The sequence below is a fragment of the Sinorhizobium sp. B11 genome, assembly GCA_039725955.1.
Classification (GTDB): Bacteria; Pseudomonadota; Alphaproteobacteria; order Rhizobiales; family Rhizobiaceae; genus Rhizobium.
This window is the reverse complement of the sequence record CP091033.1, coordinates 1,163,523-1,181,321: the sequence shown is the minus strand read 5'-3', so window position 1 is coordinate 1,181,321 and position 17,799 is coordinate 1,163,523. Positions and strand designations below refer to the sequence as shown.

Sequence of the window (17,799 nt, the reverse complement as noted above, 5' to 3'; positions counted from 1 at the left end):
CGGCCTTGGGCCACGGGCGAAACTCACACCGCCTGGTAGACCTTTTCCTTCGCGGTTCGACCTGCGTTGAATGAGGTGGACGTCACTGCCTCGTCGATCTCCGCATCGAAATCGTCGGTGCCGTAGATTTCGCGGACCCGTTCCTGGGTCAGGTCCGCTGGTGCGCCGTCGAAGCGCACCCGTCCGGCCCGCATGGCGATGATGCGTTCGCAATAGTTCCGGGCCGTATCGAGCGTATGAAGATTGACGAGAACGGTAATGCCGTCCTCTCGGTTGATCTTGCGCAGTGCCTCCATGACCCGTGTCGCATTGGCCGGATCGAGCGACGCGATCGGCTCGTCGGCAAGCATGATCTTCGGCTTCTGGACCAACGCCTTGGCGATGGCGACACGCTGCTGTTGTCCGCCGGACAAGGTGGCGGCTCGCTGCAGCGCCTGCGGCACAAGATCGAGCCGGTCGAGCGCGCTGATCGCCATTTCCTTTTCTTCATCCGTGAAGCGGCGCAGCATCGATGAGAGGAAGCCGTGTTGGGCAACGCGGCCAATCAGCACGTTGGTCAGCACATCCATGCGCTCGACCAGATTGAACTGCTGGAACACCATCGCGCAGGACGCGCGCCACAGACGCAACTCGCGACCGCGCAGCTTGGTGATATCCTTGCCCTCGAACATGATCGTACCGGATGTCGGGTCGAGCAGACGATTGATCAGCCGGAGCAATGTCGATTTCCCGGCGCCGCTGCGCCCGATTATGCCGACCATCTGTCCGGCATCGATCGACAGATTTACATCGTTGACCGCCTGTGTTTGACCGAATTTCTTCTTGAGGGAATGAAGCTCAAGCACCGGAAGGTCTCCGCTTGCCAGAAACGTCAAAGACGAAACTGAATTATATTTAATTTCAACCTATGAAACTAAATATAGCATTTCAGTGTGACGATTTTATTAAGTAATTATCCAATAATTACGAGTATTTATGCGGATTTTATCAAGCAATACATCCGGAATTTCCGGATGTATTTTGTGAGAAATGAAGCTATCCGCTGTCGGAGGCGGCGGCCTTATCAGGCAGCCTGTTGGAATCGCAAAACAATTCCGTCGGAATAGACCTGCCTGCCTTTGGAGAAGGTGGCGCGCACACGCGGCAGGCGGCCGCGTTCGGCGATCACCAGATCGGCACGCAGCCCGGTCTCGATCGCGCCGCGATCCTCAAGGCCGAGTGCACGGGCCGGATTGGCGCTGACGAGGGCAACGGAAGCGGGCAGTCCGCCGGCTCCGGCCTCTGCCAGTGCGATTACCGCCGGCAGCATGGCCGAGGGGTGATAATCGCTGGCAAGAATATCAAGAATGCCGCGTTCATAGGCTTCGCGGGCCGAGAGATTGCCGGAGTAGGAAAGGCCGCGAAGAGCATTCGGCGCGCCCATGGCGGTTGCCAGCCCGAACTTGCGCGCTTCCTGCGCGGCTGCCATCGTCACCGGAAACTCGCTGATGCGCGCGCCCAGTCCCTCGACGATAGCCACCTTTTCGATACTGTCGTCATCGTGGGAGGCGATGATGACGCCATGGTCGCGCGCCGTGGCGGCGATCCCCTGCAGATTGTCGACCGCATCGCCGTTCTGGGCGCGGTTTTCCATGCGTTGCTGAACACGCTGGGCAGCCTGTTCGAGGGTGATCTTGTTGTTGCGCGCAATCGTTTCGATGTGACGTTCGACATCGCGGTATTGGCCTTGGCCCGGCGTGTGATCCATCAGCGAGACGAGATCGAGGGCGCCGGCGCGCAGCAGATCTTCAATGACGGCGCGGGCATGGGTGAAGGTGATTTCGAAGCGCGCATGAACCCTGTGATCGATCAGGAGATCGTTCTTCCTAAGTTCGACCAAGGTCTGGATGATCGAGCGCGAATGTTCTTCCGAGCGGATGTGGCCGTAGCTGCTGTTGGCGTGGAAGGAAAGCGCGGCATAGGCCGTGGTGATACCATTGCCGGCGAGCTTCTTGTCGAGTTCGAAAATGCCGAGTTCCAGGGGAAAGCGCACATTGGGGCGCGGCTCGATTTCGCGCTCGATCATGTCGCCATGCATATCGATGAAGCCGGGAAGCAGAAGCCTGCCATCGCCGGAAATATCGGCTGCGGCCACGGGCTCTTCGCTGATCTCTGCGATGATACCGTCTTCGATCCTGACTGCGCCGCGCGGTATGACCCTATCGCGCAACACGATTTCGAAATCACTCAGCCACATCTTCTGCTCCATCCTGGATCTGTCGTGTTTGAAGGCTGATTTCGCGGTCGATGAGATCCGCGACATCGTCGGGGTGGTGAAAGACGCCGATCATTGCGACGCCAGCGGCTTTCAGCTCCGCGAGGCGGGCAACGAGTGCGCGACGCGCATTCTTGTCGAGCGAGGCGGTTGGCTCGTCGAGAAAGAGAAGCCGTTGCGGGAGGATGAGCGCGCGAGCCAGGTTGACCTTCTGCTGCTCGCCGCCGGAGAAGGTTGACGGATAGGCAGCCCAGAGCCCTCGCTTCACGCCGAACGCGGAGAGCCACCGGCGGGCCTCTTCGATCGCCTCGTCGTAAGGTCGGCCGGCGAGGCGCAGCGGCTCGGCGACCAGTTCTTCGGCCGCCACGCGCGGGCGGGCCTGCAGGAATTGCGTCACGAAGCCGATCTCGCGCTTGCGCAACAGGGCTATATCTACGTCGGCTGCGACGGTCAGGTCGATGACGCCTTCGCGCGTGTGATAATAGGCATGGCCCGCGCGCGGTACGTAGGAGCGGTATAGCGTGCGCAGCAAAGTCGATTTGCCGGCGCCGTTTTCGCCCGTCAGCAGGATGAATTCACCCTCGCGCAGTTCGAAATCGACCTTGTCGAAGGCATGAAGCGTCCGCTTTAGGTGATGCATTTCGAAATGCTTGGCGAGGCCTTGGACGGAGAGGATCATCTGCCCGGAAGCGGATGGATGTGTGTGCATGTTCATCTGATGCCTCTCCCGTCAAAGCTTCGCATGCACGAGCTGCTGAGTATATTCATGCTGCGGGTCCTGGAAGATCTGGTCGGCGAGACCCTCTTCGACGGCTTCGCCGTTACGCATCACCATGACCCGGTCTGCCATGGTGCGGATAACACCGAGATCATGCGAAACGATGACGATAGTGATGCGGCGTTCGCGCTGCAGCCGCTTCAGCGTGTCGAGCACCAGAGCCTGGACGCTGACATCGAGCCCGGTCGTCGGCTCATCAAGCAGGAGCAGGGCAGGCTCGAGTGCGATTGCCTTGGCCAACTGTACGCGCTGCTGCATGCCGCCGGAAAGCTCGGCCGGACGGGCATCCATGCGCGCGACCGGAAACTCCGAGGCGTCGAGGGCACCTTTGGCGCGGGCGCGAAGCGTCGCGAAATTCCGCTCACCGGCAATGAGCAGCCGCTCGGCGACATTGCCGCTGCTTGTATGGTTCATCCGAAGGCCAAGATGCGGGTTCTGATAGACGATGCCGATATGGCGCGCCCGCAGCATGCGCCGCTCGAACCGGTCGAGCGTGAAGAGATTGAGATCCTCTCGGCCAGGCAGCGCCAGCCGGAATTCGCCGGCGTCCGGCCGGTCTTCGAGGTTCATCATCCTGAGCAGTGTCGATTTGCCGGAACCGGATTCGCCGACGATGCCGAGCACTTCGCCGGGATAGACGGTAACATCGACGCCGCGCAGCGCCTGCACGTCACCGAAGCTCTTGCGGATGCCGTTCATCGTCAGGATGGGAGAGGACAGCATCAGCCGCGGCGGCTGGCGCCCTGAGGTGGACGGACTGGGGGCGGACGGATTGGGGGCGGAGAGATTTACGGCGCTCATTGCTCGATCCTGCCCTGCTTGTAATAGGTTTCGCCGACGGCGACGGCTTCGCCATCCCGCTTGCGGATATGCTTGACGCCGTACTGGCTGTCGGAGACCTCGAAGGTGGAGGCACCATCGTCCTGCGGCAGTTCGTTCATAAAGTAGCCTGTTACGCCGCTGCGGTGACAAATCTTGTCAGCATGGTCCTCGACCCGGTAAGGCACGTCGTCGAAGACAAGCGGTTCGACGCGGGTATAGGGTGGCACGGCATGGATGCGCTTTTCGCGGCCGGCCGAAAGGATGGTGAGGTTTGCCGCCTGGTTCATCTTCGGCACATCCCAGCGCGGGATCGGAGACGGCGTCATCACATGCCGGCCATTGACCATGCTCGGATAGCTCGATCCCTGCATGATGCGGCCGGACCGGACCAGTTGCTCGTAAAGCGTAAGCCAAAGCTGACCATAGTCGGCGTCGCCATGCATGATGCGGGCCTCCGACATGTCCGGCTGGACGGGCCGCAGCGGCTCGGGATTGGGAACCTGCAGCACGAGGATCTGATCCTCGCGCAGCTTCTCCTCCGGAATCCGGTGGCGCGACTGGATGATGTCGGCCTCCAGCGTATCCAGCGTCTCGCGGGCTGAGCTGACACGGCGCAGGAATTTGCGGATGCTGCTGGCATTGACGGAATCGTCGGCTCCCTGGTCGATGACCTTGACGACGGAGGTTGGCTTCAGAAGCGTCAGAGTCACCTGCAGGCCGCCGGTTCCCCAGCCACGGGCAATCGGGACTTCGCGGCTGGCATAGGGAACCTGATAGCCGGGAATGGCGATGGCCTTGAGGATGCGGCGGCGCATCTCGCGCTTGGCGGATTCATCCAGGAAGCCGTAGCTGAAGGCCTCCCAGGGTTTGGTAAGTTGATCGAGTTTCACAGCGTTGCCTCTTCAAGTTCGGCTTGCTTTGCCGCGCCCTCGGGCGCGCCTGTTGCATTGGCTGCCTTATCCGCCTTCACGCGCCGGATGGCGTCGAGGCTCGACTGGAAGGTCACGTAATGCGGCAGCTTGAAGTGAATGCAGAAGCCCGAGCTTTCGACCGGTTCCGTATGGTAGAGGATGAATTCCTCGTTCGAGGCCGGATGCGGATTGGGCTGGTTGGAGGCAAGATCGAGCGAGGCGGCGGCGATCACTTTGACCTCATTCCAGCCGAAAGTGGCGGAAAAACCGAGCTCCAGCCCCTTGCTCTTGGAGATGACCTCGCTCTGGCTGACGCGCACGCGTCCGGCGCTGAAGAGCGTGCCGCGCGGATGGCGGATACGGACCTCGGCCTCGCCGAGCCTAAGCTCGTTGACGGTCGGATGCACGCTGCCGTAACCGCGCATGGTCGAATAGCCGAGCGCCAATGTGCCGCCGGTATCGGCACGCGCCAGACTCTGCAGCTTATGAGCCCGGCTTGCCGGAAAGAGCAGCGGTTCGCGCGTCACGTCGGGGATCTCGTCAAGCGGCACATCCTCGGTCGGCGTTTCGGCGATCAAGCCCTGTGCCTTCTGCCAGTCAGTCAGCGAAGGCTGCGTGGCGGGTGCCGGCTTGCCCGCAGATTCCACAGGTTCGGGAATGAAAGTCGCGCCATTCAAGACGTCGACATTCAGCAGCCGGTGCGAGTAGTCGAGCGTCGGTCCGAGGATCTGGCCGCCGGGAATATCCTTGAAAGCCGCCGAAATACGCCTGACGGTGAAGAGATCCTGCTGACGAACCGGCTCGGCGATCGTCAGGCGTGGTTGCGTCGTGCGATAGGCGCGCAGCAAGAGCACGGCCTCGTAGAGGTCGCCGCCGGACTGGGCGAGCGCAAGTGCTGCAAGTTCAGGCGCGTAGAGCGATGCCTCGCCCATGACACGGTCGACCAGATAGGGCAGGCTTTCGCCGATCGCGTCTACGCGGGCCTTGTCGATCCGTCCAAGCTCCTCGCGGTAGAGACGCTCTGATTGTTCAATGGCGTGTTCGCCGCCACGTGTTGCAACATAGGCCATCAGAGTACCTCGATCTTCGTGGAGCGGGGAATGCCGATCAGGCTTGCGCCGTCTGCGAAGTAAATGTCCCAGCCAAGTGGATAACGGATGGCCTCGGCGCGCAGCGCCCAGAAATCCGGATGCACGCCACCGATGGCGATATCGATCGCACCATTGACTCCAGGGCCGGCGAGGCGAAGCTTCGTTCCCGAGCCGATCTCAGCCTCCGCAAAAATCGTCGCCGAGGCATCAGGATAGAGCAGATTGCCGCTCAGCATCGCCGATAGGGCGGAAACGTCTGCACGTGTGCCGATTGATGCGAAGACATATTCTGCCTCCGGTAGGGCAACGGCATTCGCGCCTGTCCTGGCAATGTCGGCCTTGAGCCTTTCATCGGAGCAGAAGAAGCCGCATTCACGGTCGAGCAAGCTTTCTGCCAGCGCGAGCAGGCCGGGAAAAGGCAGAGGCTGGACACGGCCGGGGCGAGCGAGCGCCCACATCAACGCATCGAATGTTGCATTGGTGCGCATGTCTTCAACGGTCGGAAGGAGCAAGGTCTGGTTCATCAGAAGGTCTCCATCCGCACGCGCGTCGCCTCGACCTTGCGCAGTCTGATATCGTCGTCCTGTGTCTGACGCCTCTGTTCGCTCGTCAGGAAATTCACGATGCCGGCCTTGCCGATGTCACTTGCGAAGCTCGCATCGATGACGGCCATTGCCATGGCATGTTCGAGATCGCGTCCGATGATCGCGCCATAGCCTTCCACATCCCGGTCCGGCAGGCGAATATGGGCTTCGGCCATGAGCACCTCACCGAGATGGAAGGCCGTGTTTTGCACTGTGTCTGTATAGGGCAGCATCGCAAGGCCCGTGCGGTTCACGAGAACCTCCACTGGCCCGAGTTCATCGAGCAAATCCTCTGCTACGGCTTTGATTCCCTCGGCATCGGCCCTCGCAAGTATGTCGAGCATGCTTGCATGACTGAAGCTGGCAGGGGGCGCGCCGGCTTCCATTGTGTCATTCATCGTCCTGTCCTTTCGCCGTGGTCGCGACGCGATCCTCCGGCTCGTTGTCAATGCTGAATTGAACGCGTTCTCCGGCCCAGACCGTCTCGGAATAGGCGATCGGCCGGCCTTCCATGTCGACGTCGGTCTTCTGGACGACGAGCACCGGCTGCTGCGGCGATTGGGCGAGAAGCTGCGCTTCATCAACGATCGCCCGGCGGGTGAGGATCACGGTGCTCTGCCGGACATAGTCAGGAATTCCAAAGGCAGCGTAGATGGTCGTGACCGATTCACCCGCGCGGCGGCGCAGATGCATATTCGGGAAACGCTCCACCGGATGGTAGGAATGGCTGAGACTGATCGGCACGTCGTCGGCAAAGCCGCGCCGGGCGATCATGTAGACCTTTGCGCCCTCGGGAAGCTTCAACGCCGCGGCGACGCCGGGTGGCGCTGCGATCTCAGCTTCGGAGACCGGTTGACCTGAAGGGATGCGCCCCTGTTCCAGCAGGTTTTTGCGGAAGCGTGTTCGCCGGGCGATATTGTAGGTGATGACGGAGTGCTCTTCGACGAAAGTGCCGCGTCCCTGCTCGACCCGCACCTTGCCGGCAGATGCCAGTTCGGCAATCGCCCGCCTCACGCTGTGGCGACCAACCTTGAACTGATCCATGATCTCGGTTTCCGTCGGCAGGCGGCTACCAGGGGCGAGTGCGCCCGAAGCGATATCCCGACTGATCTGTTTCTCGAGGATCTGCCACTGACCGGACCGGGATCTTGCTTCGATCGAATGTTCTTCGCTTGTCATTCGGATGAATCCAAAATTCATTCGGATGACTTAAGATAGCCGTTGTCGGTGACGCTTTTGTGTACGCACTGACGATTTCTGCGCTGATTGATCGCTGCCGAAGTGAAACGGTCGCGCGGCCCCGATCCGGAAGCCTGGATGGCAAACAGGCTGACGAACTGAATTCTCGGCCGCCGCAGTGCCGGATGACTTCGCTCGGACGCGAAACGAAAACTAGGCCGCGTAGGGATTTGCCGCCGGCGTCGTGAACCAGCGCGGGCCGTCTTCGGTCATGTAGATATGGTCTTCGAGACGAACGCCGAATGTGCCGGGGAAGACGACCATCGGTTCATTGGAGAAGCACATGCCCGGCGTCAGCGGAGTTTTGTTGCCGCGGACGATATAGGGTGCCTCGTGGATTTCGAGGCCGAGGCCATGGCCAGCGCGATGTGGCAGGCCGGGCAGGCGATAGTCGGGGCCGAGCCCGTGCCGCGCAAACACGTCGCGGGCGGCGGCGTCAAGGTTTTCGCAGGGCGTGCCGAGTTCTGCCGCATCGAAAACGGCTTGCTGGCCCTCCCGCTCGATTGCCCATGCGCGTTCGAATTCGCGATTGCCTTCGTCGAGCATATAGGTACGTGTCAGATCGGAATGATAGCCATCGATCCGGCAACCCGTATCGACGAGAATGACGTCACCCGCCTGCAGGATCTGTTCGCCATCCGCCCCATGTGGCAGTGCGGTTGCGTCACCAAAGGAGACGATGCAGAAGGTCGAACCGCCATCGGCGCCGGCAGCCCGATGCTGCTGGTCGATGAAGCGCGCAACGTCCGAGGCGGCTATGCCGGGCGCGATCGTATCACGGACTTTGCGGTGAATATCCAGCGTGATGCCCATCGCATATCGGATAAGAGCGATTTCAGCAGGCGATTTGATGGTTCGCAGCGCGCGGATGACGGGCCCGGCATCGACAAGTCGGCCCGCTCCCATCTCGCCGGTAAAAGCGTGATAGACGGCGAGCGGCAGCGCCTCGTCGAGCGCGAGCTTTCCAGACGGGCTAACGAACCGTGATACCAATGCGGCGGGGCTCTCATCTTCTTCCCAGACGGCAATCTCACCCGGCAGATGCGGCAGCGACTCGACGCGGCTGCGCTCGAAACCGGGTAGGATATAAGTGAGCTTGTCTTCCGTCACGACCGCGCCGAGCAGCCGCTCGCTCAGGTGCCAGACGAGGCCGGTGAAGTAGCGTAGGCTCTCGGTTGGGCCGAGCAGTGTGGCGGTGATGCCTTCCGCCTGCATCCGCTCGCGCAAGCGCGACAGGCGGCTTTGCCGGTCTTCGTCAGTGATGGCTGCGACGGGATGGGACCAGACCGGGAGAGACACGCTATATATCCGTTATCTTTGTCAAAGCTGAATGGTTGATTCCAGCATAGGGCAATTGTAGGCAGTGTGTCGACAAACATTCCACAGGATTTGATCATGCTCGTCAGCAAATATACGATCCCCGGCGTCCTTATCCGCGACCACTTCGTCGATGTGCCGCTCGATTGGAAAAAGCCGGATGGCGCCTCGATCAAAGTCTTCGCGCGAGAGGTTTGCGATCCCGCGCGCAAGCAGGAAAAGCTGCCCATCCTACTGTTCCTGCAGGGCGGTCCGGGCGGGAAGTCGCCGCGCCCGGTGGGTGGCGGGCCGTCCTGGCTCGGGGAGGCGCTCAAGAACTACCGTGTGGTGCTACTCGATCAGCGCGGCACCGGCAAAAGCACGCGCATCGAGAGCGCCACCATGGCTGGCTTTGCGAACGGGAAGGCCGGAGCCGATTATCTCAGCCATTTCCGAGCCGACAGCATCATTGCCGATTGCGAGCATCTGCGGAAGACCGTGTTCGGCGGCGTGCGCTGGGAGACGCTTGGCCAGAGCTATGGCGGCTTCCTGACGCTCACCTATTTGTCGCAGGCGCCGGAGGGGCTGGCTGCGTGCTATGTCACGGGCGGGCTGGCGGGCCTGTCCGCAACGGCTGATGACGTTTACCGCCGCACCTATCCGCGTGTCGCCGGCAAGAACCGGGAATATTACCAGCGCTATCCCGCCGATCGCGATCGCATCGCCCGGATCGCCGCCTGCATTGCCGCCGATGACGTCCGTCTGCCTGACGGGGATCGTCTCACGGTGCGCAGGCTGCAGACCATCGGCATCGATTTCGGCATGGCGCCCGGCTATGAAAACGTGCACTGGCTGGTGGATGAAGCCTTCTCCGATCCGGAGGAAACGCGGTTCTCCGATGCTTTTCTCGCCTCCGTCATGTCGTTGACCTCCTATGATGGCAACCCAATGTTTGCGGTGCTGCAGGAGAGCATTTACGGGCAGGGCATGGACGCGACCGCCTGGGCGGCGGAGCGCATCCGGTCGGAATTTGCCGAGTTCGGCGAAGAGAGCCGGCCGCTCTATCTGACCGGTGAGATGATGTATCCATGGATGTTCGAGGAAATCCGCTCGCTGCGGCCGTTCCGCGACGCTGTGGAAGCGCTGGCGCGCTACGATGGCTTCGAACCGCTCTACGATCCGGCCCGGCTGGCTTCGAACGAAATTCCGGTGGCCGCAGCAGTCTATTTTGACGATATGTATGTCGATGCCGAGCTGTCGCTTGCGACCGCGGGTGATGTCGGCAATGTCCGGGCCTGGGTGACCAACGAATTCGAGCACGACGGCGTGCGCCAGTCACCGGCCGTGTTCACACGCCTGCGGCAGATGGTGCGCGAGCGTGGGGGTCCCCTCGGCTAGGCCGAGGGTATGCGTCATCACTCCCGACGGTCAGGCCGAAAGCGACCTGCCGCCAACCGGGTCGAAGAGATGCATGCGGTTCATGTTGAAGGAGAGCGGCATTTTCGTGCGCGGGCGCGGGTCGCTCTCCGGATCGACATTGGCGCACATGCTGACCGAGCCGATGTCGAAATAGATCATCGTTTCCGGCCCAAGTGGCTCCACCAGATCCACATTCGCCTCGATGGTTTCAAAGCCGGGCTTCTGTGTAAGGCTTGATATCGATTCCGGCCGGATTCCGAAGATGACTGGCTTGCCGGCATGCGTCCGATATTCTTGAAACCGTGTCGCGGGAACAGCAAGCCGGCTGCCGTCGTCCAGGATGACGACCAGCCCATCTCCCTCGGCTTGAAGCATCGCCGTGAGGAAGTTCATCGACGGTGATCCGATGAAGCCAGCCACGAACTGGCTAACCGGGTGATGATAGAGTTCCTGCGGCGGTCCAGCCTGCTCGATGATGCCGCCATTCATGACGACAACGCGATCGGCCATGGTCATGGCCTCTACCTGATCGTGCGTGACATAGACCGTGGTGGTCGGCAGCAATTGGTGCAAGCGTTTGATTTCGGTGCGCATTTGCACGCGCAGCTTGGCGTCGAGATTGGAGAGCGGCTCGTCGAACAGGAAGACTTTTGGATTGCGCACGATGGCGCGGCCCATGGCGACACGCTGGCGCTGACCACCCGAAAGCTGGCCGGGACGACGTGACAGAAGCTCGGTAATATGCAGCGTTTCGGCAGCGCGGTTGATGCGCTCGTCGATCTCCGCCTTTGGGAGCTTTTGTTGCTCAAGGCAGAAAGAGATGTTTTCCCTGACACTCATATGCGGATAGAGCGCGTAATTCTGGAACACCATGGCAATGTCGCGCTTTCCCGGGCCAAGCCGGTTGACGACCTGATCGCCGATGACGATATCGCCGCCGGTAATGTGCTCCAGGCCGGCGATCATGCGCAGGGTCGTCGACTTGCCGCAGCCCGATGGGCCGACGAAGACGACGAATTCATTGTCCTCGATATCGAGATTAATGCCGCGCACGGCTTCGTATATGCCGTAGGATTTGACCACGTTGCGCAGTTCAAGGCGAGCCATGGTGATCTCCTACTTTTCGTGCAGCCAGACGGCCATGGCGCCCGGCTCGCGGTTGGCCCAGAGATGGTAGGGGATTGCCCTGAAACGCCTCGGCTTCAGCGCCGGCGGCTGGATGCGATAGAGCGTCTCCTGCCAGTCGGATGCATCGGCTTCCAGCGCATCGCCCTCGAGAACCGTGGCGCCACCGAGAAGCGTTTCGTCGAAGCTTGCGGCGATCTCGCCCTGTGACGGCAACCTCAGGCGCTGTGGCTCCGTACCCAGATCGGCCTCCTCGACACAGAAAATGACAGGTCCGCGTCGCAGCGCAAAGCGGCCGTTGTCTTCGGTTGCCGCCGGATGTGCATAGAGGCGGTCTACCGGCATGTCGAAGGCGAGCCGAACTTCGTCGCCATCCTTCCATTCTCGGTCGATTGCGGCATATCCCTTGACAACGTCGAGCTTGGTGCCTTCGCCATTGACGAAGGCCTTTGCATCGCGGCACCAGCCGGGAATGCGCAGACGTAGCGTGAAGCGCTTCGGCTGATCGAGGCCGAGCGAGACTTTGACATCGCCGTTCCACGGATACTGAGTCTTCTGTGTCAGCCGCAGGAAAACATTGCCGACCGAGAGTTCGGCGGCATTTTCGCCATACAGATGGATTGCCACCTCGTCGGCCTTGGTCGAGTAGAAATACTGGCCGAGCGAGGTGATGAATCGGGCGATATTGGTCGGGCAGCACGGGCAGTAGTGCCACTTCCAGCGACGGTTCTGGCCGTGGCTTTCGAGCACATTTTCGTAGAAATAATGCTCACCGTCGCGGGATATGCCTGACAGGGCGCCATTGTAGAGCACGGTTTCGAGCTTGTCGGTGAACTTGCTGTCGAGCTCGATCTGCGCCATGCGGTGGCTGAAGAAACCGAGTGCCACGGCGGCACAGGTCTCGGCATAGGCCGTTTCATTCGGCAGGTCGTATTCCCTGGTGAAGCCCTCGTTCGAAGCGGAGGGGCCGAGGCCGCCGGTGACATAGAGCTGGCGGCCGACCAGATTGTCGAAAAGCCGGGCGCAGGCACTTTTCAGGCTCTCGTCGTCATTCTCGAACGCGAGATCGGCCATCGCCGAGAACAGATACATGGCGCGCACGGCATGCCCGACCACCTGCGTCTGTTCGCGCACCGGCATATGCGCCTGGCTGTAGGCATAAGTCTGGAAGACATAGCTGGCCGGGTCTTCGCCACGCTTGCGCGCCTCCTCGTCATAATAGGAGGGCATCTGGCCGCGTTCGTCGACGAAATAGGTCGCGAGATCAAGATGGCGAGGATCCCTAGTAACGCGGTAAAGCTTGACCAGCGCTAGCTCGATTTCCTCATGCGCATCGTAGCCGCGCAGCTTGCCCGGTTCGCGGCCGAACGTCTCGATGATGTGATCGACGGCGCGGATCATCACATCCAGGAAACGGCGCTTGCCGGTCGCCTCGTAATAGGCGACGGCGCCTTCCAGCAGATGGCCCATCGAATACATTTCATGCAGGTCGCGCAGATTGGTCCAGCGCTTTTCCGGCTCGCGCCGGATGAACCAGCTGTTGAGATAGCCGTCGGCCATCTGGCCATGTTCGAGCTTCTCGACGATTGCGTCGATCTTTGCCTCGATCTCAGGGTTCGGGTTGTTCTTCAGCGTGTAGCTTGCGGCCTCGATCCACTTGCCGAAATCGGAATCGAAGAAATGTTGCATCGACAACCCGCTCGGCTGGATCGGCCGCGCCAGCGGACCGGCCGGCCTGTCGAAATCGAGCACTTCGAGGAAGCCTTCCTCGTCGAGCCGCATATGCTGGGTCGGGATGGTCACGCTACGGACGGTTTCCGTCCAGCTCTTCCAGAAGCCACCATTGAAAGCGACGCGGGTATGGTCGGCGGGTACGTAACGGTCGATCGGCGATCGGGAAGGGGATTTCTGGGCGATAGGCATTGGAACTCCTTGAGCGGACGGGCCGCTTTTCATTTCACGGCGCCGGCCGTCAGGCCGCGCACATAATAGCGTTGCAGAAGAAGGAAGAGGATGATGCAGGGGATCATGGTGACCGCGATGCCCGCCTGCAGGGCGCCCCAGTCGATGATGCCGTAAAGGCCGGAGGAGACATTCACGAGCATGATCGGCAGCGTGAACTTGTTCTGGTCCGACAGGAAGATGAGGGCAGCCAGGAACTCGTTCCACGAGTTGAGGAAGGCAAACATCGCCACTGTCGCGACGCCCGGCAACGCAATCGGCAGCATGATACGGCGCAGGATCGTCGCCTGCGAGGCCCCATCGATACGCGCCGCCTCGATCAGCGCCTTCGGCACGGCGTCAAAGGCATTGCGCATCATGAAGACCGAAAAGGGCAACTGGAAGGTCACGTAGATCAGCACCAGGCCGACCAGGCTGTTCTGCAATCCAAGCAGTTTCAGGATCAAGAACAGCGGCGTCAGGATCGACTGGAACGGGATCATCATCGTTGCCATGATCAGCACGAAGAGGATCGACTGGCCCGGAAACCTGAACTTGGAGAAGCCGTAACCGGCCGGCACGGAGACGATGACGGTCAGGAGAACCGTACCGATCGCGATCATCACGGAATTGGCGGCATAGACATACCAGCCGGCCCCGACATTCTCGAGCCGGCGGTAATTCTCCAGCGAGAAGGTCTTCGAAAAGAGCGCAGCCGGATTGGCAAGCGCTTCGGCGGCCGGCTTGAAGGAATTGGCAAGCGACCAGACGATCGGCATGATGAAGAAGATCGCAAACAGGATCGATACGAGCAGGAAGAGGAGGTATCCCGTCTGGCCGCCGCGCGAATTGGTGTTTGTCTTCGCTTGAGTCATTAGCCTTCCTCCGGCCGCTCGCGCAGCAGCACGAATTGAATGGCGCTGATGGCGACCAGCACGATCAGCAGCGCAAAGGAGAGCGCCGAACCGTAGCCGAGCCGATAAGACGAGAATGACGCCAGATAGATCGAAAATACCGCCGAGATCGTGCTGTTTTCAGGCCCGCCCTGGGTGATGATGAAGAACTGGTCGAAGGCGAGCATGGACGAAGTGACGTTGAGAACCAGCGCCAGCACCAGCGAATTGCGCATCAGGGGTAGGGTGATACGGCGGAAGCGGCTGAAGACGCTGGCGCCGTCGATCTTCGCGGCTTCGATGACATCGTTGGAAATGCCCTGCAGGCCGGTCAGCAGGATGACCATGGTGAAGCCCGCAGTCTTCCACACGACCATCAGGATGATGACGGCCATCGCCGGCCAGAAGCTCTCGAGCGGACGAGGTGCCGAGCTGATGAGACCGATGCCGCGCAGCACCTGTGCGAAAACGCCGCTGTCTGGATTGAGCAGCCACATCCAGAGCGTCGACGCCGCGCCGAAACCGATCACGACAGGCATGAAGAAGATCGTGCGGAAGAAGCCGGCGGAGCGCAGCGGGCGGTCGACGAGCAGCGCCAGCGGAAAGGCAACGGCGAAAATCGCTGCCGTCACCAACACCGTATAGAGCATGGTAAAGCCGAGCGAATGCCAGAGCTGCATGTCGCCGAGAAGTTCGCTGTAATTGGCAAGACCGATGAATTTCTTCCGGCCGAGTAGCGGCCAGTTGTAGAAGCTCATCCATATGGTCATGGCGAGCGGAACGAGAAACAGCACCAGGATGAAGAGGAAGCCGGGCAGGATGAAGGCCAGTCCCAGCCACCCCTTCGGCTCCGGCTCCCCGGCGGCCGGCTGTTTTATGTGTGTTGTCGGCGTGTCGACCACTGTCATTCCTCGAAGATTTCAAAACCGCGCGTCGGCAATCCGGAATGTGCGGGGCGGACGACCGCCCCGCATCAGATGTTGTTACGGGTTTGTGCGGTCGAGGATCTTGGTGAAGTCGTCCTGCGCCTTCTTGATCGAACCATCGACGTCGTCGCCGAAGATCGTGCCCTGGATCAGGTTGAGAAACGGGCCGGTGCGGCTGACGAACAACTCATCCGAGGAGAAGGTATAGGGCGTGCGCGCTTTGGCGAGGATGTCATAGGCGATCAGGTTGCGCGGGTCGAATTTGGCGTAGGCTTCCTTGGCAAGGTCCGTGCGCGACGGCATGCCGGATTCCTGCGTGATATAAACCTGCTGTTCGGGCTCCATGTAGAATTTCACGAAGTCGAGCGCGACCTTCTTCTTCCCCTCGCTGATGCCCTTGATGAGGGCCACTGTATCACCGCCGGCAAAGCTCGATGCGCCGCCCTTCGGGCCGGGGATTGGGGCGACCGCGAACTTCACGTCCGGATATTTGCTGGTCAGCAGGTTGACGATGTAGGAGCCGGTCATGAGGATGCCGACCTTTCCGGAAGCAAACGCTTCGACGGCGTTGTTGCCGTTGCCGGAACGTGAAGTCGGATGGATCGCGCCTTCCTTCCACATGTCACGATAGGCGGCAATCGTGTCGCGCATGGCCGGCGTATCGACGGTGGCGGTGCGGCCGTCATCGGAGAGCACATCGGCATTGGCAGCCCAGAGGTGCGGCAGGAAATCGTAGATCAACCAGCTGCCGGAATTGGCGACGAAATAGAAGCCATAGGTTTCCTTGTCGAGCGCATGGATCTTCTTCGCGTCGGCAGCAATCTCCTCGAGGGAGGCAGGCGCCTTGTCCGGGTCGAGGCCGGCTTTCTTGAAGAGGTCGGTATTGTAGGCGATGATCGAGGCATCGGGCAGGGCCGGCACGCCGTAGACCTTGCCGTCATAGGTGGCAAGGCGGATATGCGATGGGCTGAGCGCCGCCGAATAGGGCAATCCCTTGACGAAATCGCTGATGTCCTCAAGGCTGTCATTGGCGGCGAAGGTCGGCAGATAGATCAGGTCGAGGACCGCGCCGTCAGGTGCTGCGCCGCCAGCGATCGCGGCGCCCAGCTTCGGCACCATCTGCTCGGCGGTGATCTGGGTCACATTAACCTTGTCGGAATGCGAGGCATTGTATTTTTCGGCGAGTCCCTGAAGCACGGCACCCGAAGATGTCCGCACCCATAGCGTGATTTCTTCGGCGCTGGCGAGAGAAGAGCTCGCCAGCAGTGCAACAGCGGCAATGGTGGTTTTCAAATGTATCATGCGGGTTCCCCTTCTCTTATGCGAGGCTCCTCTGCCTCGAGACAAAGACGACGTTAAATGAGAAAATTTTTTATGTCGACAGGCTGTATGCATCAAAAGGCCATGTTTTTGTTAAAACCTTTTAGCAGCTAAATTTTTTCTGCTAAAAGGTTTTAACAAAGTAGTTGAATGGGTGCGAATTTGAAAGAAACTGGTGGCGGCCGGCATACGATCCGTGACGTAGCGAAGGCTGCGGGGGTAAGTATTTCAACGGCCTCGAACGCGCTGAACGGCACCGGGCGAACCAATGCCCAAACCCGCGAAAAGGTAAGGCGGATCGCCGAGGAAATCGGATTTCGCCCGAATGCGCTCGCGCGTGGGTTGCTGACCAAGCGCAGCCACGCGATTGGAATGCTGACCAACGACACCTATGGGCGTCTAACCTTGCCGATGGCGAGCGGCGTCTCGGAAGTGCTGGTCGATCATGGCGTCTCGCTTTTCCTCTGTGCCACCAACAATGATCCGCGACTGGCGAGACTGCATCTCGAAGCGCTGCGCGACAGACAGGTCGACGGCATCATCTTCACCGCGACACGCATCGACATGGAGCCACCTCCGGAACTGACACAACTGGGCATTCCGGTGGTCTATGTCTTCGCGCAGGGGCCATCGGACAGCGTCAGCTTTCATCCCGATGATGCTCAAGGCGCGCGCCTCGCAGTCGAACATCTTCAGGCTCTCGGCCGGTCGCGCATTCTGCATATCACCGGCGAGCAGAACTATCGCGCTGCCTGCATCCGCGCCGAGGCCTATCGGGAGCTCGTCGGGTCGGCGGCCGAGGTCATGTTCGGCGACTGGTCGGAGGAGTGGGGACATGCGGCGATCGAAACCGTCTTCTCGCGATCCGGGGCAAAACCGGATGCGATCTTCTGCGGTAGCGACGAGATCGCCCGTGGCGTCATCGACGCGCTGCGCGACAGAAATATTTCCATCCCGGGCGACGTCGCGGTGGTCGGTTTCGACAATTGGGAGGTCGTCTCACGGCAGACACGTCCGCCGTTGACGACCATCGACATGGAACTCAAGGAGCTTGGTCATCGGGCGGGGCTAGCGATCCTTGCCTTGTCGAAAGGCGAGGCGATCGAGCCAGGCGTCGAGAGACTGCCATGTACGCTCGTCTTTCGCCGTTCCGCCGGGCAAGCCGATCAAGCTTGAAGGGGCTGCGCCATTGTGCGCGGC

At 60.7% G+C, this 17,799-nt stretch carries 17 protein-coding genes; 2 read left to right on the top strand and 15 right to left on the bottom strand.

Annotation, left to right across the window (positions count from 1 at the left end):
* Positions 1-23: 23 nt before the first annotated feature.
* The 10 genes from phnC to LVY75_05290 form a co-directional block, all read right to left on the bottom strand.
* Positions 24-845, bottom strand: coding sequence for a phosphonate ABC transporter ATP-binding protein (gene phnC, locus LVY75_05335; GenBank protein ID XAZ19583.1), 822 nt, complete (start codon positions 843-845; stop codon positions 24-26).
* Positions 846-1,063: 218 nt separating this feature from the next.
* Positions 1,064-2,236, bottom strand: coding sequence for an alpha-D-ribose 1-methylphosphonate 5-triphosphate diphosphatase (locus LVY75_05330; GenBank protein ID XAZ19582.1), 1,173 nt, complete (start codon positions 2,234-2,236; stop codon positions 1,064-1,066).
* Positions 2,223-2,969: an ATP-binding cassette domain-containing protein gene (locus tag LVY75_05325; GenBank protein XAZ19581.1), complete on the bottom strand. Its 747-nt coding sequence runs from the start codon at positions 2,967-2,969 to the stop codon at positions 2,223-2,225. Before LVY75_05325 ends, LVY75_05330 begins: the two co-directional genes overlap by 14 nt.
* Positions 2,970-2,984: 15 nt before the next feature.
* On the bottom strand, positions 2,985-3,833 hold the full coding sequence (locus LVY75_05320; protein XAZ19580.1) for an ATP-binding cassette domain-containing protein: 849 nt from the start codon (positions 3,831-3,833) through the stop codon (positions 2,985-2,987).
* On the bottom strand, positions 3,830-4,744 hold the full coding sequence (locus tag LVY75_05315) for an alpha-D-ribose 1-methylphosphonate 5-phosphate C-P-lyase PhnJ (GenBank protein ID XAZ19579.1): 915 nt from the start codon (positions 4,742-4,744) through the stop codon (positions 3,830-3,832). Before LVY75_05315 ends, LVY75_05320 begins: the two co-directional genes overlap by 4 nt.
* Entirely contained in the window at positions 4,741-5,835 is a 1,095-nt protein-coding gene (locus LVY75_05310; GenBank protein XAZ19578.1) for a carbon-phosphorus lyase complex subunit PhnI, read from the bottom strand. Before LVY75_05310 ends, LVY75_05315 begins: the two co-directional genes overlap by 4 nt.
* Positions 5,835-6,380 (bottom strand): phosphonate C-P lyase system protein PhnH, encoded by a 546-nt coding sequence (gene phnH / locus LVY75_05305; protein XAZ19577.1) that lies wholly within the window; start codon positions 6,378-6,380, stop codon positions 5,835-5,837. Before phnH ends, LVY75_05310 begins: the two co-directional genes overlap by 1 nt.
* Positions 6,380-6,838 carry a phosphonate C-P lyase system protein PhnG gene (locus LVY75_05300; GenBank protein XAZ19576.1) on the bottom strand — a complete coding sequence of 153 codons (459 nt, stop codon included), beginning with the start codon at positions 6,836-6,838 and terminating at the stop codon, positions 6,380-6,382. The genes phnH and LVY75_05300 overlap by 1 nt, the downstream gene beginning before the upstream one ends.
* The gene (phnF, locus tag LVY75_05295; GenBank protein XAZ19575.1) at positions 6,831-7,619 is read right to left on the bottom strand and encodes a phosphonate metabolism transcriptional regulator PhnF; all 789 of its coding nucleotides are present in this window, start codon (positions 7,617-7,619) and stop codon (positions 6,831-6,833) included. Before phnF ends, LVY75_05300 begins: the two co-directional genes overlap by 8 nt.
* 213 nt (positions 7,620-7,832) lie before the next feature.
* Positions 7,833-8,978: a Xaa-Pro peptidase family protein gene (locus LVY75_05290; protein XAZ19574.1), complete on the bottom strand. Its 1,146-nt coding sequence runs from the start codon at positions 8,976-8,978 to the stop codon at positions 7,833-7,835.
* A gap of 96 nt (positions 8,979-9,074) precedes the next feature.
* Between LVY75_05290 and LVY75_05285 the strand changes: the two genes are divergently transcribed.
* The gene (locus LVY75_05285) at positions 9,075-10,373 is read left to right on the top strand and encodes an alpha/beta hydrolase (GenBank protein ID XAZ19573.1); all 1,299 of its coding nucleotides are present in this window, start codon (positions 9,075-9,077) and stop codon (positions 10,371-10,373) included.
* Positions 10,374-10,403: 30 nt separating this feature from the next.
* On the opposite strand, the gene ugpC is transcribed toward LVY75_05285, so the two are convergent.
* The 5 genes from ugpC to LVY75_05260 form a co-directional block, all read right to left on the bottom strand.
* The gene (gene ugpC, locus LVY75_05280) at positions 10,404-11,501 is read right to left on the bottom strand and encodes a sn-glycerol-3-phosphate ABC transporter ATP-binding protein UgpC (GenBank protein ID XAZ19572.1); all 1,098 of its coding nucleotides are present in this window, start codon (positions 11,499-11,501) and stop codon (positions 10,404-10,406) included.
* Between the two features lie 9 nt (positions 11,502-11,510).
* Positions 11,511-13,442, bottom strand: a complete 1,932-nt coding sequence (locus tag LVY75_05275; GenBank protein ID XAZ19571.1) for a glycoside hydrolase family 127 protein — start codon at positions 13,440-13,442, stop codon at positions 11,511-11,513.
* 29 nt (positions 13,443-13,471) lie between these two features.
* Positions 13,472-14,335 carry a carbohydrate ABC transporter permease gene (locus tag LVY75_05270; protein ID XAZ19570.1) on the bottom strand — a complete coding sequence of 288 codons (864 nt, stop codon included), beginning with the start codon at positions 14,333-14,335 and terminating at the stop codon, positions 13,472-13,474.
* Positions 14,335-15,261, bottom strand: coding sequence for a sugar ABC transporter permease (locus tag LVY75_05265; GenBank protein ID XAZ19569.1), 927 nt, complete (start codon positions 15,259-15,261; stop codon positions 14,335-14,337). Before LVY75_05265 ends, LVY75_05270 begins: the two co-directional genes overlap by 1 nt.
* Before the next feature lie 75 nt (positions 15,262-15,336).
* Positions 15,337-16,581 (bottom strand): sugar ABC transporter substrate-binding protein, encoded by a 1,245-nt coding sequence (locus LVY75_05260; protein ID XAZ19568.1) that lies wholly within the window; start codon positions 16,579-16,581, stop codon positions 15,337-15,339.
* 180 nt (positions 16,582-16,761) lie between these two features.
* On the opposite strand from LVY75_05260, the gene LVY75_05255 reads away from it, so the two are divergent.
* The gene (locus LVY75_05255) at positions 16,762-17,775 is read left to right on the top strand and encodes a LacI family transcriptional regulator (protein XAZ19567.1); all 1,014 of its coding nucleotides are present in this window, start codon (positions 16,762-16,764) and stop codon (positions 17,773-17,775) included.
* Positions 17,776-17,799: the final 24 nt, after the last annotated feature.